Below are 16,337 nucleotides of genomic sequence, written 5' to 3' on the forward strand. Positions count from 1 at the left end.
GGCGTTGCCGTAATGACCGCTGAAGGTGAGGGTGATAGCAGAATGCCGCCCTGACCTGCTAGACTGTCTCGTTTCCGAAGCGGAGGCGGCGCCTTACGCGTTCAACGTAACCCCCGGCGGCCCGGTCTACGTCTGACTCCTGCCGTTCAGGCCGCACTTTTCAGGGAGAATCCACCTTGCAGAACAATCTGATCGTGAAGGGCGCGAAGGCACACAACCTCAAGGACATCACGGTGGAACTGCCACGCGACCAGTTCGTGGTGATCACCGGCGTGTCCGGCAGCGGCAAGAGCACCCTGGCCTTCGACACCATCTACGCCGAGGGCCAGCGCCGCTACGTCGAGAGCCTCTCCGCGTACGCCCGCCAGTTCCTGGGCCTGATGGAGAAACCGGACGTCGAGAGCATCACCGGCCTGTCCCCGGCCATCTCCATCGACCAGAAGACCACCAGCCACAACCCCCGCTCCACGGTCGGGACCGTCACCGAGATCCACGACTACCTGCGCCTGCTCTACGCCCGCGTGGGCACCCCGTACTGCCCGGTGTGCGGCCGGAAGATCGAGAAGCAGAGCCCCAGCGAGATCACCGACCGCCTGCTGGCGGGCTTCCCCGACAAGCGCGCCATCCTGCTGGCCCCCGTCGTGCGCGGCCGCAAGGGCGAGTACCGCAAGCTGTTCGCCGACCTGCGCCGCGAGGGCTTCGCGCGCGTCCGCGTGGACGGCACGCTGTACGAACTGGAGGAAGCCGAGAAGCTGAAGCTCGAGAAGTTCGAGAAGCACGACGTGGACGTCGTCATCGACCGCGTGACCCTGCGCGAGGGCGACCGCAGCCGCATCGCCGAGAGCGTCGAACTGGGCCTGCGCCGCGGCGAGAGCCTGCTGCGCGTCCTCATGCCGGATGCCGGTGAGGACGGCGGCGCGCACGAGGAACTGTACTCCGAGAAGTTCGCCTGCCCCGAGCACGGCAGCGTCCTCGAGGAACTCGAACCCCGCTCGTTCTCCTTCAACTCGCCGTACGGCGCCTGCGGGGACTGCGCGGGCCTGGGCAGCAAGCAGGAGTTCAGCCCGGACCAGATCATCGACGACAAACTCTCCATCGCCGAGGGCGCGATCCTCCCCTGGAGCAAGAAGGGCACGGGCGGCGGCATCTACTACTGGGACAAGTTGCAGGCGCTGGCCGAGCACCTGGAGTTCAGCGTGAAGACCCCCTGGCGTGACCTGCCCAAAGCCGCGCAGGACGCCATCCTGAAGGGGCCGGGCGCGCCGTTCGAGGTCGTGTACCGCCGCGCGGGCAAGGAAACCATGCGCTTCATGACCGAGTTCGAGGGCGTCATCCCGAACCTGGAACGCCGCTACGCCGACACGGAAAGCGACTTCATGCGCGAGAAGCTCGAGGAACTCATGGAACTCCGGCCGTGCCCCACCTGCGGCGGCACGCGCTACAAACCCGAGATCCTCGCGGTGCGCGTGGGCGGCCTGAACATCAGTCAGGCGAGCGGCATGAGCGTGCTGGACGCCGACACCTTCTTCCACGCACTCCAGAACGGGACCCTCGACCACGCGGCGATCGACCCGTTCCTGAAGGGCCACACGGGCGGCACGGCGAAAGCGCACGGCCCCCGCCACTACGAGTACGTCCTGAACGACTTCGGGTCGGCGGTCGCCGCGCCTATCCTGAAGGCCATCCGCACCCGCCTGAAGTTCCTGGTGGACGTGGGCCTGGACTACCTGAGCCTGGACCGCACCGCGAACACCCTGTCGGGCGGGGAGGCGCAGCGCATCCGGCTGGCCACGCAGGTCGGCAGTGGCCTGACCGGCGTGCTGTACGTCCTGGACGAGCCGTCTATCGGCCTGCACCCCAAGGACAACCACCGCCTGATCGGCACGCTCAAGCACCTGCGCGACCTGGGCAACACCCTGATCGTCGTCGAGCACGACGAGGACACCATGATGGACGCCGACTACCTCGTGGACATGGGTCCCGGTGCGGGCGTCCACGGCGGGCAGGTCGTCGCCGTCGGCACGCCGGAACAGGTGAAGAAGGACAGGAACAGCCTCACCGGCAAGTACCTGCGCGGCGAACTGAAGATCGAGGTGCCCTCCCACCGCCGCCGGGGTAACGGGAAGCAGCTGAAGGTCATCGGGGCGCGCGAACACAACCTCCAGAACGTGTCCATCGAGATCCCGCTGGGCACCATGACGGTCGTCACCGGCCCCAGTGGCAGCGGCAAGAGCACCCTGATCCACGACATCCTGCACGCCACCCTGGCCCGCGAACTGAACGGCGCCAAGACCACCCCCGGCAAGTACGACCGGATCGAGGGCATGGAACACCTGGACAAGGTCATCGAGATCGACCAGAGCCCCATCGGGCGCACGCCCCGCTCCAACCCCGCCACGTACACCGGCGTGTTCACCGAGATCCGCGACCTGTTCACCCGCACGCCCGAGGCGAGGCGGCGCGGGTATCAGGCCGGGCGTTTCTCCTTCAACGTGAAGGGCGGCCGCTGCGAGCACTGCAAGGGCGACGGCGTCATGAAGATCGAGATGAACTTCCTGCCCGACATCTACGTGCCGTGCGAGGTCTGCAAGGGCGCGCGCTACAACCGCGAGACGCTGGAAGTCAAATACAACGGCAAGACCATCGCCGACGTGCTGGACCTGACCGTCGAGGACGCCCAGCGCTTCTTCGAGGCGATTCCCGCCATCGAACGCAAGATGACCCTGCTGTGCGACGTCGGCCTGGGCTACATGAAGATCGGGCAGCCCAGCACCACCCTGTCCGGCGGGGAGGCGCAGCGCATCAAACTCGCCACCGAACTGAGCAAACGCGCCACCGGCAAGACCATCTACATCCTCGACGAACCCACCACGGGGTTGCACTTCGAGGACGTCCGCAAACTCATGGAAGTCCTGCAACGCCTCGTGGAGGGCGGCAACACCCTGGTCATCATCGAGCACAGCCTGGACGTCATGAAGACCGCCGACCACATCATCGACCTGGGCCCCGAGGGCGGCGTGCGCGGCGGCACGGTCGTCGGCACCGGCACCCCCGAGGAGATGGCCGCGCACCCGAGCAGCCACACCGGCGAGTACCTGCGCCGCGTGCCCGGCATCGTGGCGGCCCAGCCCAGGACCGCCCAGCCCAGGACCGCCGCGGCAGACGAGCCCGTGCAAACGCCGAAGAAGCCCGCGCGCACCCCGAAGAAGGCGGGCGCCGGGCAGCCGGAACCTGTCGGCGCGGCCCCCGCCCGCCAGAGTCGTGCTAAGAAAGGAGGCGCATGACCCAGCCGCCCGACGCCCCCCTGCCCGCCCCGGCCCGCGCCTCCCGCACCCGGCCCGGCGAGGCGCCACCCCCGCCCACCCCAGCCGCGCGCCCCGGCATGGCCCTGCTGAGAGTGGTGGCGGGCGCCGCCTGCCTGCTGATCCTGGCGTACTTCCAGTGGACGCCGGGCGAGTGGCCGGTGCGGGTCCTGACCTGGGTGCTGCTGACGCTGCTCGCCGACGAGTTCGGCGGCTGGTTCGGGTACGCCGGGCTGCTGCTGGGCGGCCTGGGATACCTCAGTCCGGTGCCGCCACCGGCGGAGTGGCTGATCATCCTGCCGCTGCTGGGCGGCACGCTGATGGGCACCCTGCTGCTCAAGCACTCCGGCGGGCTGTTCGTGCTGCCCTTCGCGGGCCTGCTGTTCGCGGGGGTCCTGATCGGCGTGGGCCGAGTCGCCACGAAAATCGATCCGCAGATGACCCTGCCCGGCAACCCGGAATTCCTGCGAAACGCCCTCATCGGGATGCTGCTCGCGCTGGGCGTCAGCGCCGTGCGGCAACTCACGGGCCTGATCCTGCGCGCCCGCCGCCACTCGCAGCGTGCCGGGGCCACGCCCGCCTGACCGTTCCCGCCGCTCCAGGCACGCCGCTCCCCTGACCCGGAGCGGCGTGCCTGTCGTCTGGCGCCCAGGCGACCCCGTCACCGGACCGTCATGACCGGAGGTCCCTCATGGCCGCGCGTTACACTTCGGGGCAGATGAACAGCAACTCCAACCGCACCATTCTCGTGATCGGCACGCTGATCGCCGTGGCCCTGATCGCCCTCGCCCTGGTCGCCGTGCGCGGCAAACCCGCCGCCGGAGCCGGCCTGAACGGGAACTTCAACCTGACTGGCCAGCCCTTTGCCGGCAAGGCCGACGCGCCGGTCAGCGTGGTCGTCGTCGAGGACTTCAAGTGCCCCGTGTGCAAGACCTTCGAGGACACCATCGCCCCCGAACTGAAGACCAAATACATCGACACCGGCAAGGCCAAACTGTACTCGCTGGTGTGGCCGTTCCTGGCCGAGAACGCCCGCCTGCCCACCGACGACAGCAAGCTCGCCGCGCAGGCCGCCAAGTGCGTGTACGACCAGGGCGGCAACGACGCCTTCGGCAGTTTCAAGAGCATCCTGTTCCGCGCGCAGGGTGACGAGAGCACCGTCTGGGCCACCAAGACCCGCCTCAAGGACCTCGCCGGGAACGTCGAGGGCCTCGACCAGGGCAGGTTCGCCACCTGCCTGGACACCGACGCCACCGCCGCCCGCGTGGACGCCGACGAGAAACAGGTCACGGACGCCCGCGTGAACCACACGCCCACCGTGTTCGTGAACGGCAAGGAAGTCCTGAACGGCAGCGGCCAGAGCAGCTACCTGCTCGCCGACGTCAGCGCCGCCATCGACGCTGCCAGCAAGTAAGCCATGAGCCGCGACAACCGCCTGTACGCCGCGTGGGTGATCGCCCTGATCGCCACGCTGGGCAGCCTGTACTTCAGCAACGTCCTGGGTTTCAAGCCCTGCGTGCTGTGCTGGTACCAGCGCATCTGCATGTACCCGCTGGCCGTCATCCTGGGCATCGGCGCGCTGCGTGGCGACCTGAACGCCCGCGTGTACGCCCTGCCGCTCGCCGCCGTCGGCGTGGTCATCGCCCTGATCCAGAACCTCGAGGACTGGGGCGTGATTCCCGTCCTGAAAGCCTGCACCGCGGACGCCACCACCGTCGCCTGCGACGTCCCCTGGCCCGTGTGGGGCAGCGGCGCCCTCGCCGGACTGAACACCGTCATCACCATCCCGGTCCTGAGCATGACCGCGTTCACGCTCATCATCGGCCTGCTGAGCTGGGGCCGGAACCGCACGCTCTGATACGGATTCCGATTGAATGGCTTACAGAGCCGTTCAGTCCGGTCGGCTCCGAGCCGGAGCCCGCAGGATTCCGGGCGTGGGGTTGGCAGTCCCTTTCCGGGGTGTCGACGACGGCCGTCCGTCCGACGAAGGTGCGCGGGCAGCGGGGCGCGGCGTGTTCACCCCACGCTCCCGCTGCCCGCCGCTACACCGGGCGGCCCGCCATCATGAACGACGCGGTCATCCCGCCGTCGACCGGCACGATCGCGCCTGTCATGAACGCGGCCTCCTCGCTGCCGAGGAAGTACACGACCTGCGCGACCTCGCGCGGGGTGCCCAGCCGGCGCAGGGCGTGCAGGTCCTCGTAATCCCGGCGGGTCTGCCCGGGGTCGGTACTGTCCTCGATGCTCTGCAGGACCGCCTCGGTGCTGATTGCGCCCGGTGCCACCGCGTTCACGCGCAGGCCGTGCGGCGCGAGGTCCAGCGCCATCGCGCGGGTCAGGTTCACCAGCCCGCCCTTGCTCGCGTTGTACGCGGCGTTTCCCTGCTCGGCGAACAGGCCCTGCACGCTCGCCACGTTCACGACCGCCGCGCCGCGCGGCAGCAGGTCCACCAGCGCCCGCGTCAGCAGCAGCGGGGCGGTCAGGTTCACGTTCAGCGTCCGCGCCCAGCCGCGCTCGCTCACGTCCAGCACGCTCCCGTGCGCACCCTGGTACGCGGCGTTGTTCACCAGTACCTGCACGCCGCCCATCTCCCGCGCGGCCCGCACGATCCGTTCCCGACCGGCTGCGGTGCTCACGTCCGCCTTGACTCGCTGCTGCCCCCGCAGCACCGGAGGGGGGTTCAGGTCGGCACTCAGGACCCGCCACCCCCGTTCCGCGTACAGTTCCGCGATCGCCCGCCCGATCCCGCGGGCCGCGCCCGTCACCACCACACCACTCGTGTCCGTCATGCTCCCAGTGTCACGGACGCCCGCCCGGATGACACGGAGGCATAAGGCACGCTCAAGTGGGGTGTGCGAAGTGGACAGTGGAAGGGGTCAAAGAGGGAAGGCCCGCCGACCGCGTCGCGGTCGGCGGGCCTCTCAGACGGACTCCGATTGAATGGGCTGTAAGGCCCGTTCAATCCGAGCGGATGCGCCTCGGAGAGCTGCTCCGCAGAGAAGGAGAGAAGCGGGTTCCGGACGTGGAGCCGACAGACCGGTGGGGTTCCGATCTGTCAGCGGAACAGACGGCAGTCCGTGTCAGGTGGAGGTGAGGGGGGCGTGGCGGAGGTCGGCAGCCGACCCACTCCCGGCCCACGGCCCCCTCATTTCCGGCTGGCTTCGATCAGGGCGGGGACGATCTCGTTCACGTCGCCGACGATGCCGTAGTCCGCGACCTTGAAGATCGGGGCTTCGGCGTCCTTGTTGATGGCGATGATGTTCTTGCTCTTGCCCATGCCGCTCAGGTGCTGCACGGCGCCGCTGACGCCGAGCGCGATGTACGCCTTGGGCTGCACGGTCTTGCCGGTCTGCCCGACCTGTTCGGCGTAGGGGCGCCAGCCGGCGTCCACGACGGCGCGCGTGGCCCCGACGCCCGCGCCGATGCTGTCGGCGAGCCCCTCGACGTACTTCGCGAAGTTCTCGGGGCTGCCGACGCCGCGGCCACCGGTGACGATGACGTCCGCTTCGGTCAACGCGACGCGGCTGCTCTTCTCGACGCTCTTGCCGGTCACCTGGACGCGCGGGGCGGGCAGGGTCAGGTCGACGTCGTACTGCTCACCGGCCGCGCCAGCGGGCGCGGCGGGCGCGAAGGAGCCGGGTTTGACGGTCACGACGACCAGTCCGTCCGCCTCGACCGTTTCGGTCACGCGGGCCAGGTACGTGTAGCGCTGCGCCTGCAGGGCCGCGCCGTTGCTGCTGAGTCTGGTGGCGTCTTCCAGGTACGCGGCGTCGAGTTTGACGGCCACGCGCGGGGCGTACTCGCGGCCGGAGCGGCTGCCGCCGATGATGACGGTGTGCGCCTCGCCTTCCTGCGCGATCTGCGTGGTGGCGGCGGCCCAGACCTCGGCGTTGTAGGTGGCCAGCTGGGGCAGGTCGGCGACGAGTACCTGGTCGGCGACGGCGGCGGCCTCGGTGGCGACGGCAGCGACGTTCTGGCCCAGCACGAGCAGGGTGATGGGGCCCTCGCGGCCGGACTCGCGGGCGGCGGTGACCATTTCCAGGGTGGCTTTCGCCAGTTTCCCGGCGGTGTGTTCAGCGACGATCAGAATCATGCGATCACCTTGGCTTCGTTGCGAAGCAGTTCCAGCAGTTGTTGGGCGGCGGCCTGGGCGTCCTTGCCGTCGATCATCTTGTTCAGGCGGGCGCGGGTCTGGATCTCGGCGTTCACGGTGCGGACCCTGCCCTGCAGCTGGTAGGTGGCGGGGTCGTCCTTGCGGAGTTCCTTCTTCTTGGCTTTCATGATGTTCGGCAGGGTGGGGTAGCGGGGTTCGTTCAGGCCCTGCTGGGTGGTGACGACGGCCGGCAGCGTCGCGCTGAAGCTCTCGTTGCCGTCGTCCACGTCGTGGCGGCCGGTGAGGGTGTCGCCGTCGAGTTTCAGTTCGTTCGTCCAGGTGAGCTGGGGCCAGCCGAGGCGTTCGGCGCTGGCGGCGCCGAGGGCCTGGGAGTCCCAGTCGGCTTCCTGGCCGCCGACGAGGATCAGCGTGACGTTCTCGGCCTGCGCGACCTGCGCGACGGCGCGGCTGAGGGTGACCGCGTCGAACTTCTCGTCGGTCTCGATGTGAATGGCGCGGTCGACGCCCATGGCGAGGGAGGTGCGCAGGGCGTCTTCGACCTTCTTGGGGCCGATGGCCAGCGCGATGATCTGCTCGACGGGCGCGCCGCTCTCGCGCAGGCGCAGGGCTTCTTCCACGCCGTACTCGTCCATGCCGTCGATGACCAGGGTGGCGCCGTCGAGGTCGACGCTCTGGCCGCTGATCTTGACGCGCGCTTCGGCGTCGGGAACTTGTCTTACGAGGGTCAGGATGTTCATGGGGCCTCCAGTGGAATGGGGTTGCGGGTCAGGGTGTCCGGGGTGGGTCGGTTCAGGTCGGTGACCTGGGGGCAGACGCGCCCAGCATGACAAATTGTACTTGGTTCAAGTTTAGCAGAGGTCACCGGCACAGGGAAGACCCACCCGCCGCCCACGCCACCGGCCCAGCCTAGCGCCACCCACCCGTCCACCCGGACCGAAAGGCTCACAAATCCACCGGCCCTCCGCAACCGGCCGCCCCGATCACAGGAGCGGGGAACCCCCACCAGCTCCCGGCAGAGCCCGACCCCACCTGATACGGACTGCCGTCTGTTCCGTTGACAGATCGGAGCACCACCGATCTGTCAACTCCACGTCCGGAACCCGGTTTTCTCCCACTCGCTTCGCTCGGATTGAACGGCTTTCTAAGCCCTTCGATCCGAGTCCGTATCAGGCCGCGCCCTGACCGGTCACGGCCAGCTGGCCCTCCCGCCCGACCGGGACCGGCCCGGCTCCCGGTGCGCCTTTAGCTCCCGTTCAGCCCTTCTCCCGCGACCCTTCACGTTCGCATCCACCTTAAAGTTCCCGTCAACTGTCTCAAGGAACCCTCTCATGGTCACGCCCGAACCTGTCCTCATGAAGAAGCTCATTCCCCTGACCCTCCTCGCCCTCACTGCCACCACTGCCGGCGCCCAGAGCCTCAACGGCGTTCAGCTCGGCCTGACCGGCGGTTACGCCAGCGGCCTCAGCGGCGAGATCTTCGTCCTCACCCCCAACGTCGTCGGCCCGGTCGGCGTGAAGGTCGGCGTGGCCACCACCCGCGCCGCCGACGCCATCAACGACGACAGCGACATCGGCAGCGGCAAGTTCTCCGCCGCCAAGGCCAACGGCGCCACCGAGTCCGGCATGCACACCGTCACCTCCATGGACGCCACCTACAGCCTGGGCGAGGTGGCCCCCGGCGTGAACGCCACCCTGTACGGCGGCGGCCGCTACGGCGCCTTCAACGCCACCGAGAGCTACGGCAACAGCGGCTCCGTGACGTACAGCACCAACTCCTTCGGGGTCGGTGCCGGCGCCATGGTCAACTACGCCCTGACCGGCAACCTGGGCCTCGTCGGCGACCTGGGCGTCGACCACTTCTTCAAGAACACCATCAACACGACCACCAGCACCGGCGGCAGCGACTCCTTCACCACGACGGACGCCGGCTACCAGGCCATCGACAACCGCTTCGTCCGTCCCGGCACCAACTTCAAGGCCCGTGTCGGCGTGACCTACAACTTCTGATCCGGACTCCGGTTGAAAGAGGTTGCACCTCTCTCAACCCGGGCAGGGCGGGCAGCAGGGCCAGGGAAGCTCGGGAGCGTCCCTTTCGCTCCCCGGTGAACCTGAGAACCGCTGTCAGGCCCTCACGCAGCCCCGCACGCAGCTCTGAACGCGCCGGTCCCCAGACAGGGGGCCGGCGTCCTCCATTCCGGGCCGTCAGGCGCGGCGTCAGGGGGCGGGGGCGTCCGCGCGGCCCAGGTGCTGGCGCAGCACCTCGAACGCCGCCACGGTACGGGGGAACCCCAGGTACGGAACGCACATCAGCAGGGCGCCGCGCACCTCGGCCTCGGTGGCCCCGGCGTTCATCGCCCCGCGGATGTGGGTGCGCAGTTCGGGCGGGCTGCCCAGGGACACCAGCAGCGCACAGGCGATCAGCTCCTTGCTTTTCAGGTCCAGGCCGGGCCGGTCATACACCGTGTCGTACGCGAAGTCGCGGATGTACGCGCCCAGGTCGGTGTCCAGCCGGTCCAGGCGCTGCTGGATGCGTTCCTGCTGCGCACCGAAGATCACGTCGCGGGCGGGGGTGGGGTCGGGGTCGGTCATGGCCGCAGGGTAAGGCCTGACCGCCCGGGTCCGCGCGGGCGGCCGCGGGCCCGGGCAGACCTGGCAAGAATCCCGTCATGACCGGGCCGCTACAGTGACGGCAGGTGAAGCCGGAACCAGCCGCAGCCCGGCCAGATCGTAAGGTTTCACCTGCCTGGGTGAGGGGGGGGGCGATACTCTACACTCAGGCTGTCCAGTAGGCGTTCAGAAACCCGGTCCCCGTTCTGCCGTGGCAGCCAGGTTGTACCTGTTTTACTTCGTTCGTTTCAGCGCCTCGTGATCTTCCGTTCGACCCGGTAACGTGACTGTCGCGCTTTCCGCCCCTGGGGGTCACCCATGAACAGATACGATGACCGCGCCCGCCTCGTGTTCCACTATGCCCGCGAGGAAGGCAACCGTCTGGGCCACGCGATGGTCGGCCCCGAACACCTGCTGCTGGGCCTGATGCGCGAGGGCGGCACCGCCGCCAGCATTCTCGGCGAGTTCGGCGCGTCCCTGGACGGCCTGCGCCGCCGCGTCGAGGAGATCATCGGCCGCGGCGAGGGCAACCGCCTGAACGACGCGCCCAGCATCACCCCCCGCGCCCGGCGCGTCATGGAGCTGGCGTCCAGTGAGGCCCGCGCCCTGGGCGCCCAGGTGACCTCTACAGAGCACATCCTGCTGGGCATCATCCGCGAGGGTGACGGCGTCGCCTTCCGCATCCTGCAGGAACTCACCAAGGACGTGGACACCATCCGCTGGCGCATCCTGGCGCAGGGCGAGAGCAGCGGCGGCAAGCCCGCCAAGCCCGTCGCCACGCCCTTCCTGGACGAGTACGGCCGCGACCTGACCAAGTGGGCCCGCGAGGGCAAACTCGACCCCGTCATCGGCCGCAGCGAGGAGATCCGCCGCGTCACGCAGATCCTCACGCGCCGCACGAAGAACAACCCCGTCCTGATCGGCGACCCCGGCGTCGGCAAGACCGCCATCGTGGAGGGCCTGGCGCTCGCCATCCACGAGAAGCGCACGCCTCCCAACCTGCACAACGTGCGCCTCGTCAGCCTGGACCTGAGCGGCGTCGTGGCCGGCACCAAGTACCGCGGCGAGTTCGAGGAACGCCTGCGCCAGATCATCGAGGAGCTGCGCAACGCCAAGGTCATGGCCTTCATCGACGAGCTGCACACCCTGGTCGGGGCGGGCGGCGCCGAGGGCACGCTGGACGCCGCGAACATCCTCAAACCCGCCCTGTCGCGCGGGGAGATCCAGGTGATCGGCGCGACCACCACCGGCGAGTACCACCGCTACATCGAGAAGGACGCCGCCCTGGAACGCCGCTTCCAGCCGGTCATCGTGCTGGAACCCAGCCCCGCCGAGACGCTGCAGATCCTGCGCGGCCTGAAACCCAAGTACGAGGAACACCACGGCGTGCAGATCCCGGAAGCTGCGCTGGAACTCGCCGTGCGCATCGGTGAACGGTCCCTGCCGGGCCGGAACTTCCCGGACAAGGCCATCGACCTGATCGACGAGGCCGCCAGCCGCGTGCGCCTGAACATGAGTGTCGGCCTGCCCGTCGCGGAGACCGAGGACGGCGAACCGTACGTGACCCGCGAGGACATCGAGAGCGTCATCAACTCCATGGGCGGCATCTACAGCGAGGAGACGGCCGCGCAGCTCGGTGACCTCGAAGGCAACCTGCAGGATCAGGTGTACGGCCAGCCCGACGCGATCCGCGCGCTCAGCTCCGCGCTGCGCCGCGCCCGCGTGGGCCTGGGCGGCCGCACCCGCGTCGCCGCGAGCTTCCTGTTCGTCGGGCCCAGCGGGGTCGGCAAGACCCACCTCGCCAAGGCCCTGGCCCGCAGCCTGTTCGGCAGTGAACGCAGCCTGATCCGCATGGACATGAGCGAATTCCAGGAGAGCCACTCGGTCAGCAAACTGATCGGCTCGCCCCCCGGGTACGTGGGCTACGAGCAGGGCGGCCGCCTGACCGAGGCCGTGCGCCGCCAGCCGTTCAGCGTGATCCTGCTCGACGAGATCGAGAAGGCCCACCCGGACGTGTACAACACCTTCCTGCAGGTCCTCGACGACGGCCGCCTGACCGACGGACTGGGCCGCACCGTGGATTTCCGGCGCACGATCATCATCATGACCAGCAACACCGGCTTCAACGTGACGCCCACCGTGGGCTTCAGCCCGGTCACGCCGGACAGCAACGCCCCGCTGCGCAACATCTTCACCCCGGAATTCCTGGACCGCCTCGACGAGGTCATCCGCTTCAAGAGCCTCGGTGAGGAGGAACTCGTGCGGGTCGCGCAGCAGCTGATGGGCGAGATGCGCGAGGAACTCGCCAGCCGCGAACTGAACGTCACCTTCGACCCCGCCATCGCCGCGTGGCTGGTCACGAAACTCAAGGCCCGCAGTCCCAAGCACGCCGTCGGCAGCAGCCGGCAACTGCGCACCCTGGTCCGCGAGGAGATCGAGGACCCCCTGGCCCTGGAACTCACCAGCAACCACGGCGAGGACGTGCGCGTCGTGCTGGGCGAGGGCGGCATCCAGTTCGAGAAGGGCGAGGAGGCCGCCTCCCGCCAGATCCTGGCGTAAGCCCCCGGACCACTGGCCCCCGCCGCGCTCCACGCGCCGGCGGGGGCTTTGGCTGCGGCAACCCGCAGCGGCCCGCCCGAGCAGGAAAGAGAGAGGAAGCTCGTAAAGCCCGCCCTGCCTGCCGCCCTGGCCCTGACCGTCTGCGCGGACGCCACCAGTGATCAGACGGACTCCGATTGAATGGCTTGCAAAGCCGTTCAATCCGAGCGAAGCGAGAAGGAGCAAACCGGGTTCCGGACGTGGAGCTGGCAATCCGGTGAAGTTCCGGATGGTCGGCGAAACCAACGGCAGTCCGTACCAGACCCTCCGCGCGTACCGGGCCGTGACCCTGCGCAGGCCAGCGCGGTGCGGGCGTGTCAATCCGGCGTCCGGGAACCATCCGCCCGCCGCCTGTCCAGTACCATGACGGTCATGACGAAAAGCATTTCCGATTTCCAGGACGAACACGGCCGCATCACCGGGTGGCCCAGCGACCGCCGCCGCGCGCACCAGCTCGCCATTCTCGACTACCTGACCGGGCTGTTCGAGCCGGGCGTGTCGTACGACCAGGGGCAGGTCGAGCAGATCCTGGCGGACCACAGCACCCTGGAAGACCCCAGCCTGCTGCTGACCGAACTGGTCGACAGCGATTACCTGGCGACCGAGGGCGGCGCGTACTGGCGTGCCGACGGCCGCCCCGGCGCGCGTGGCTAGAGCCCGCACGAACTACGTCTGCAGCAGTTGCGGGTACACCAGCGCCAAACCGCTGGGCCGCTGCCCGAACTGCCAGGCGTGGAATTCCTTCGAGGAGGAAGTCCCGGCCGCCGCGACCTCCTCACGCGGCGGGGCGTACGGGGGCGTGGTGGGCGGGAAGCTCACGGCGCTGTCCACCGTGGGCCGCCGCGAGGAACCGCGCACGTCCAGCGGCATCCCGGAACTGGACCGCGTGCTGGGCGGCGGGCTGGTTGCCGGGGGCGTCACGCTGATCGGCGGGGAACCCGGCATCGGCAAGAGCACGCTGCTGCTGCAGGTCGCGGACCGCGTGGCGAGACTGGGCGGCACGGTGCTGTACGTGGCCGGTGAGGAATCGCTGGAGCAGATCCGCCTGCGCGCCGACCGGCTGGGCGTGGCGCTGGACGGGGGCGCGGACATTCAACTGACCCGCGACACCCGCGCCGAGCACGTGGCCGCGCTGATGAACGAGCATAAACCCGCGCTGTGCATCGTGGATTCCATCCAGACCGTGACCGTCGAGGGCGAGGGTGCGCCGGGCGGCGTGGCGCAGGTCCGCGACGGCACCGCCCTGCTGACCCGCGCCGCCAAGGAAACCGGTACGGCCACCGTCCTGGTCGGGCACGTGACCAAGGACGGCACGGTCGCCGGGCCGAAAGTCATGGAGCACATCGTGGACACCACCGTGTTCCTCGAGACGGTCGGGTCGTTCCGGCTGCTGCGCTCGGTCAAGAACCGCTTCGGGCAGGCCGGTGAACTGGGCGTGTTCGAGATGCGCGGCGAGGGCCTGATCGCCGTCGAGAACCCCAGCGCGGCGTTCCTGGCCGAGCGGCCCCTGGACGTGCCGGGCAGCGTCGTGGCCGCCACCATCGACGGGCAGCGGCCCATGCTGCTCGAAGTGCAGGCGCTGGCCAGCAAGACCCCGTACCCGAACGCCCGCCGGGTCGTGGTGGGTCTCGACCCGCGCCGCGTGGACGTGGTGCTGGCCGTGCTGGAACGCCGCCTGGACCTGACGCTGGGCGGCCTGGACGTGTACGTGAACCTCGCCGGCGGCCTGAAGGTCCCCGATCCGGGCCTGGACCTCGCCATTGCCCTGGCGATCTACTCGGCCGTGGTGGGCCGCGCCCTGCCCGGCAACGTCGCCGTGTTCGGCGAGGTGGGACTGGTGGGCGAGGTGCGCTCCACGACCGGCTCGATCCGCCGCGCCGAGGAAGCCCGCCGCGCCGGGTACACCCGCCTGATCGTTCCGCCCGGCCTGGACGGCCACCCGGACGGAGTGAAGAGCGTCGAGGAGGCCGTCGCGCAGGTCTGGCAGGGCCGCGCGGCAGGCAGTCCGGGGGCAGGCAGCCGGAAACCCCGCGCGGGGTAGGCGCGTACTGGACGGCATGAACACTGCCGTTCCGGTCGCCCCTGCCGCCTCGCCCGTCTGGTTCCGGGCGCTGACCTGGGTGGCCCCGTTGATGCTGATCGTGACCGCCTGGGTTCCGGACGACGGGGCCAGCAAGCCCCTGCCGGTGGCGGGGAGCGTGTTCCTCACGCTGCTGGGCGTGGGACTGGGGGCGTTCTTCGCGCAGGTTCCGCGCCGACTGGCATACACCCTGACCGACACGGGCCTGCGCGTCAGCCGCTTTTCCGGAACGTTCGAGTGGCTGTACCGTGATCTGCGCCTGCGCCGCATGGACGGAGACCTGGGCCTGAAGGTGGGCGGGGTGGGTCTTCCCGGCTACTACACCGGGAACTACACCTTCACGGGGGCCGGGTACCGCAGCGTGCAGGCCATCGCCTCCAACACGCGCGGCGGCCTGATCGTCGAGCGGGGCGGCACGCCGTACTACCTGACGCCCGCCGACCCCGACGCCTTCGCGCAGGGGCTCGCTGCGCGGGGCGTGCCCGTGCTGGACTGACCCAGGCGCTGTTCTGCGTGCAGGTCACATGAACGGGGGTCGCAACTGCCGGGGGACGGTGGGTGCGACCCTCGGGGCATGACGAGCGGTGCCGCCGATCACGACCACGCAGAGCACAACCACAACCACGGGCACGAGCACAGCGAGCAGGGGCACGGAGGGCATGAGCACAACCACGGCGCGAACGCCCGGCAGCTGACCCTCGCCCTGCTGCTCACCGGCGGGTTCCTGATCGTGGAGGTCGCGTACGCGTTCATCTCCGGCAGTCTGGCCCTGCTGAGCGACGCGGGGCACATGCTGACCGACGCGGCGGCGCTGGGCCTGTCCCTGCTGGCCCTGCGGGTGGGGGCGCGGCCCGCCGACGCGCGGCGCACCTTCGGGTACCGCCGGGCGGAGGTCCTGGCCGCCGCCGTGAATGCCGGGGCGCTGTTCGCCGTGGGCATCTACGTGCTCGTGGAGGCCGCGCGCCGCTTCGCGCAGCCGGTCGAGGTGCAGGCCACCCCGATGCTGATCGTGGCGGTACTGGGATTGACCGTGAACCTGATCAGCGCCCGCATCCTGGCCGGAGGGCAGGGCGAGAGCCTGAACATGCGCTCGGCGTACCTGGAGGTCCTGGGAGACCTGCTGGGCAGCGTGGCTGTCATCCTCGGTGCGTTGCTGATCCGCTTCACCGGCTGGACGTGGGTGGACCCGCTGCTGGGCGCGGGCATCGGCCTGTGGGTGCTGCCCCGCACCTGGGCGCTGCTGCGCGCCAGCGTGAACGTCCTGCTGGAGGGCGTGCCGCGCGGCCTGGACCTGGACGCCCTGCGCGCCGAGCTGCGCACCCTGCCCGGCGTGGACGACGTTCACGACCTGCACGTCTGGAGCGTGACGGGCGGCGTGAACAACCTGACGGCGCATCTGGTCGCCCCGACGGCAGGCGACACCCTCCTGCGTGAGGTGGAGGAGGTCGCCGCCCGATTCGGGATCGCGCACAGCACCGTGCAGATCGAGGGTCCGGACGCGCATGCGGGAGGCGGGGCGGCGCTGCATCCCTGAGCGGGTGGGGGAGAGCGGCAGAACGTCGAAGGGTCAAAGGGTCTGATACGGGACTAAAGTGATTCCACATCACTCGGAGTCGCCCGGTGGCCCCCTCACCCTT

General features: G+C 69.4%; 14 protein-coding genes. 10 read left to right on the plus strand and 4 right to left on the minus strand.

Going from position 1 to position 16,337, the window contains the following annotated elements; translation table 11 throughout:
* Positions 1-176: 176 nt before the first annotated feature.
* From uvrA to ABDZ66_RS14045, 4 genes are all read left to right on the plus strand, one after another.
* Positions 177-3,284 carry an excinuclease ABC subunit UvrA gene (gene uvrA / locus ABDZ66_RS14030; protein WP_343760090.1) on the plus strand — a complete coding sequence of 1,036 codons (3,108 nt, stop codon included), beginning with the start codon at positions 177-179 and terminating at the stop codon, positions 3,282-3,284.
* Positions 3,281-3,886 (plus strand): hypothetical protein, encoded by a 606-nt coding sequence (locus ABDZ66_RS14035; protein ID WP_343760092.1) that lies wholly within the window; start codon positions 3,281-3,283, stop codon positions 3,884-3,886. The genes uvrA and ABDZ66_RS14035 overlap by 4 nt, the downstream gene beginning before the upstream one ends.
* Before the next feature lie 134 nt (positions 3,887-4,020).
* On the plus strand, positions 4,021-4,716 hold the full coding sequence (locus tag ABDZ66_RS14040) for a DsbA family protein (RefSeq protein ID WP_343760094.1): 696 nt from the start codon (positions 4,021-4,023) through the stop codon (positions 4,714-4,716).
* A gap of 3 nt (positions 4,717-4,719) precedes the next feature.
* The gene (locus ABDZ66_RS14045) at positions 4,720-5,160 is read left to right on the plus strand and encodes a disulfide bond formation protein B (protein ID WP_343760096.1); all 441 of its coding nucleotides are present in this window, start codon (positions 4,720-4,722) and stop codon (positions 5,158-5,160) included.
* 184 nt (positions 5,161-5,344) lie between these two features.
* Here ABDZ66_RS14045 and ABDZ66_RS14050 read toward each other — a convergent pair whose 3' ends face one another.
* From ABDZ66_RS14050 to ABDZ66_RS14060, 3 genes are all read right to left on the minus strand, one after another.
* Positions 5,345-6,091 carry an SDR family NAD(P)-dependent oxidoreductase gene (locus tag ABDZ66_RS14050; RefSeq protein WP_343760098.1) on the minus strand — a complete coding sequence of 249 codons (747 nt, stop codon included), beginning with the start codon at positions 6,089-6,091 and terminating at the stop codon, positions 5,345-5,347.
* Positions 6,092-6,447: 356 nt separating this feature from the next.
* Positions 6,448-7,395 (minus strand): electron transfer flavoprotein subunit alpha/FixB family protein, encoded by a 948-nt coding sequence (locus ABDZ66_RS14055; RefSeq protein WP_343760099.1) that lies wholly within the window; start codon positions 7,393-7,395, stop codon positions 6,448-6,450.
* The gene (locus tag ABDZ66_RS14060) at positions 7,392-8,153 is read right to left on the minus strand and encodes an electron transfer flavoprotein subunit beta/FixA family protein (RefSeq protein WP_343760101.1); all 762 of its coding nucleotides are present in this window, start codon (positions 8,151-8,153) and stop codon (positions 7,392-7,394) included. Before ABDZ66_RS14060 ends, ABDZ66_RS14055 begins: the two co-directional genes overlap by 4 nt.
* Positions 8,154-8,768: 615 nt before the next feature.
* On the opposite strand from ABDZ66_RS14060, the gene ABDZ66_RS14065 reads away from it, so the two are divergent.
* Positions 8,769-9,422, plus strand: a complete 654-nt coding sequence (locus tag ABDZ66_RS14065; RefSeq protein ID WP_343760103.1) for a hypothetical protein — start codon at positions 8,769-8,771, stop codon at positions 9,420-9,422.
* A 207-nt stretch (positions 9,423-9,629) separates the two neighbouring features.
* Here the strand turns inward: ABDZ66_RS14065 and ABDZ66_RS14070 are convergent, their stop codons facing one another.
* Positions 9,630-10,004 (minus strand): carboxymuconolactone decarboxylase family protein, encoded by a 375-nt coding sequence (locus tag ABDZ66_RS14070; RefSeq protein ID WP_343760105.1) that lies wholly within the window; start codon positions 10,002-10,004, stop codon positions 9,630-9,632.
* Between the two features lie 336 nt (positions 10,005-10,340).
* Between ABDZ66_RS14070 and ABDZ66_RS14075 the strand changes: the two genes are divergently transcribed.
* From ABDZ66_RS14075 to ABDZ66_RS14095, 5 genes are all read left to right on the plus strand, one after another.
* A complete protein-coding gene (locus ABDZ66_RS14075) occupies positions 10,341-12,581 on the plus strand; it encodes an ATP-dependent Clp protease ATP-binding subunit (protein WP_343760107.1) in 2,241 nt (746 codons plus the stop codon).
* A gap of 411 nt (positions 12,582-12,992) precedes the next feature.
* The gene (locus tag ABDZ66_RS14080; protein ID WP_343760109.1) at positions 12,993-13,274 is read left to right on the plus strand and encodes a DUF2087 domain-containing protein; all 282 of its coding nucleotides are present in this window, start codon (positions 12,993-12,995) and stop codon (positions 13,272-13,274) included.
* Positions 13,267-14,661, plus strand: a complete 1,395-nt coding sequence (radA, locus tag ABDZ66_RS14085; RefSeq protein ID WP_343760111.1) for a DNA repair protein RadA — start codon at positions 13,267-13,269, stop codon at positions 14,659-14,661. The genes ABDZ66_RS14080 and radA overlap by 8 nt, the downstream gene beginning before the upstream one ends.
* Positions 14,662-14,677: 16 nt before the next feature.
* Positions 14,678-15,196, plus strand: a complete 519-nt coding sequence (locus tag ABDZ66_RS14090; RefSeq protein WP_343760113.1) for a PH domain-containing protein — start codon at positions 14,678-14,680, stop codon at positions 15,194-15,196.
* Between the two features lie 78 nt (positions 15,197-15,274).
* Positions 15,275-16,234 carry a cation diffusion facilitator family transporter gene (locus tag ABDZ66_RS14095; RefSeq protein ID WP_343760115.1) on the plus strand — a complete coding sequence of 320 codons (960 nt, stop codon included), beginning with the start codon at positions 15,275-15,277 and terminating at the stop codon, positions 16,232-16,234.
* Positions 16,235-16,337 lie beyond the last annotated feature (103 nt).

This window comes from Deinococcus depolymerans (genome assembly GCF_039522025.1).
In the GTDB taxonomy this organism is placed as follows: Bacteria; Deinococcota; Deinococci; order Deinococcales; family Deinococcaceae; genus Deinococcus; species Deinococcus depolymerans.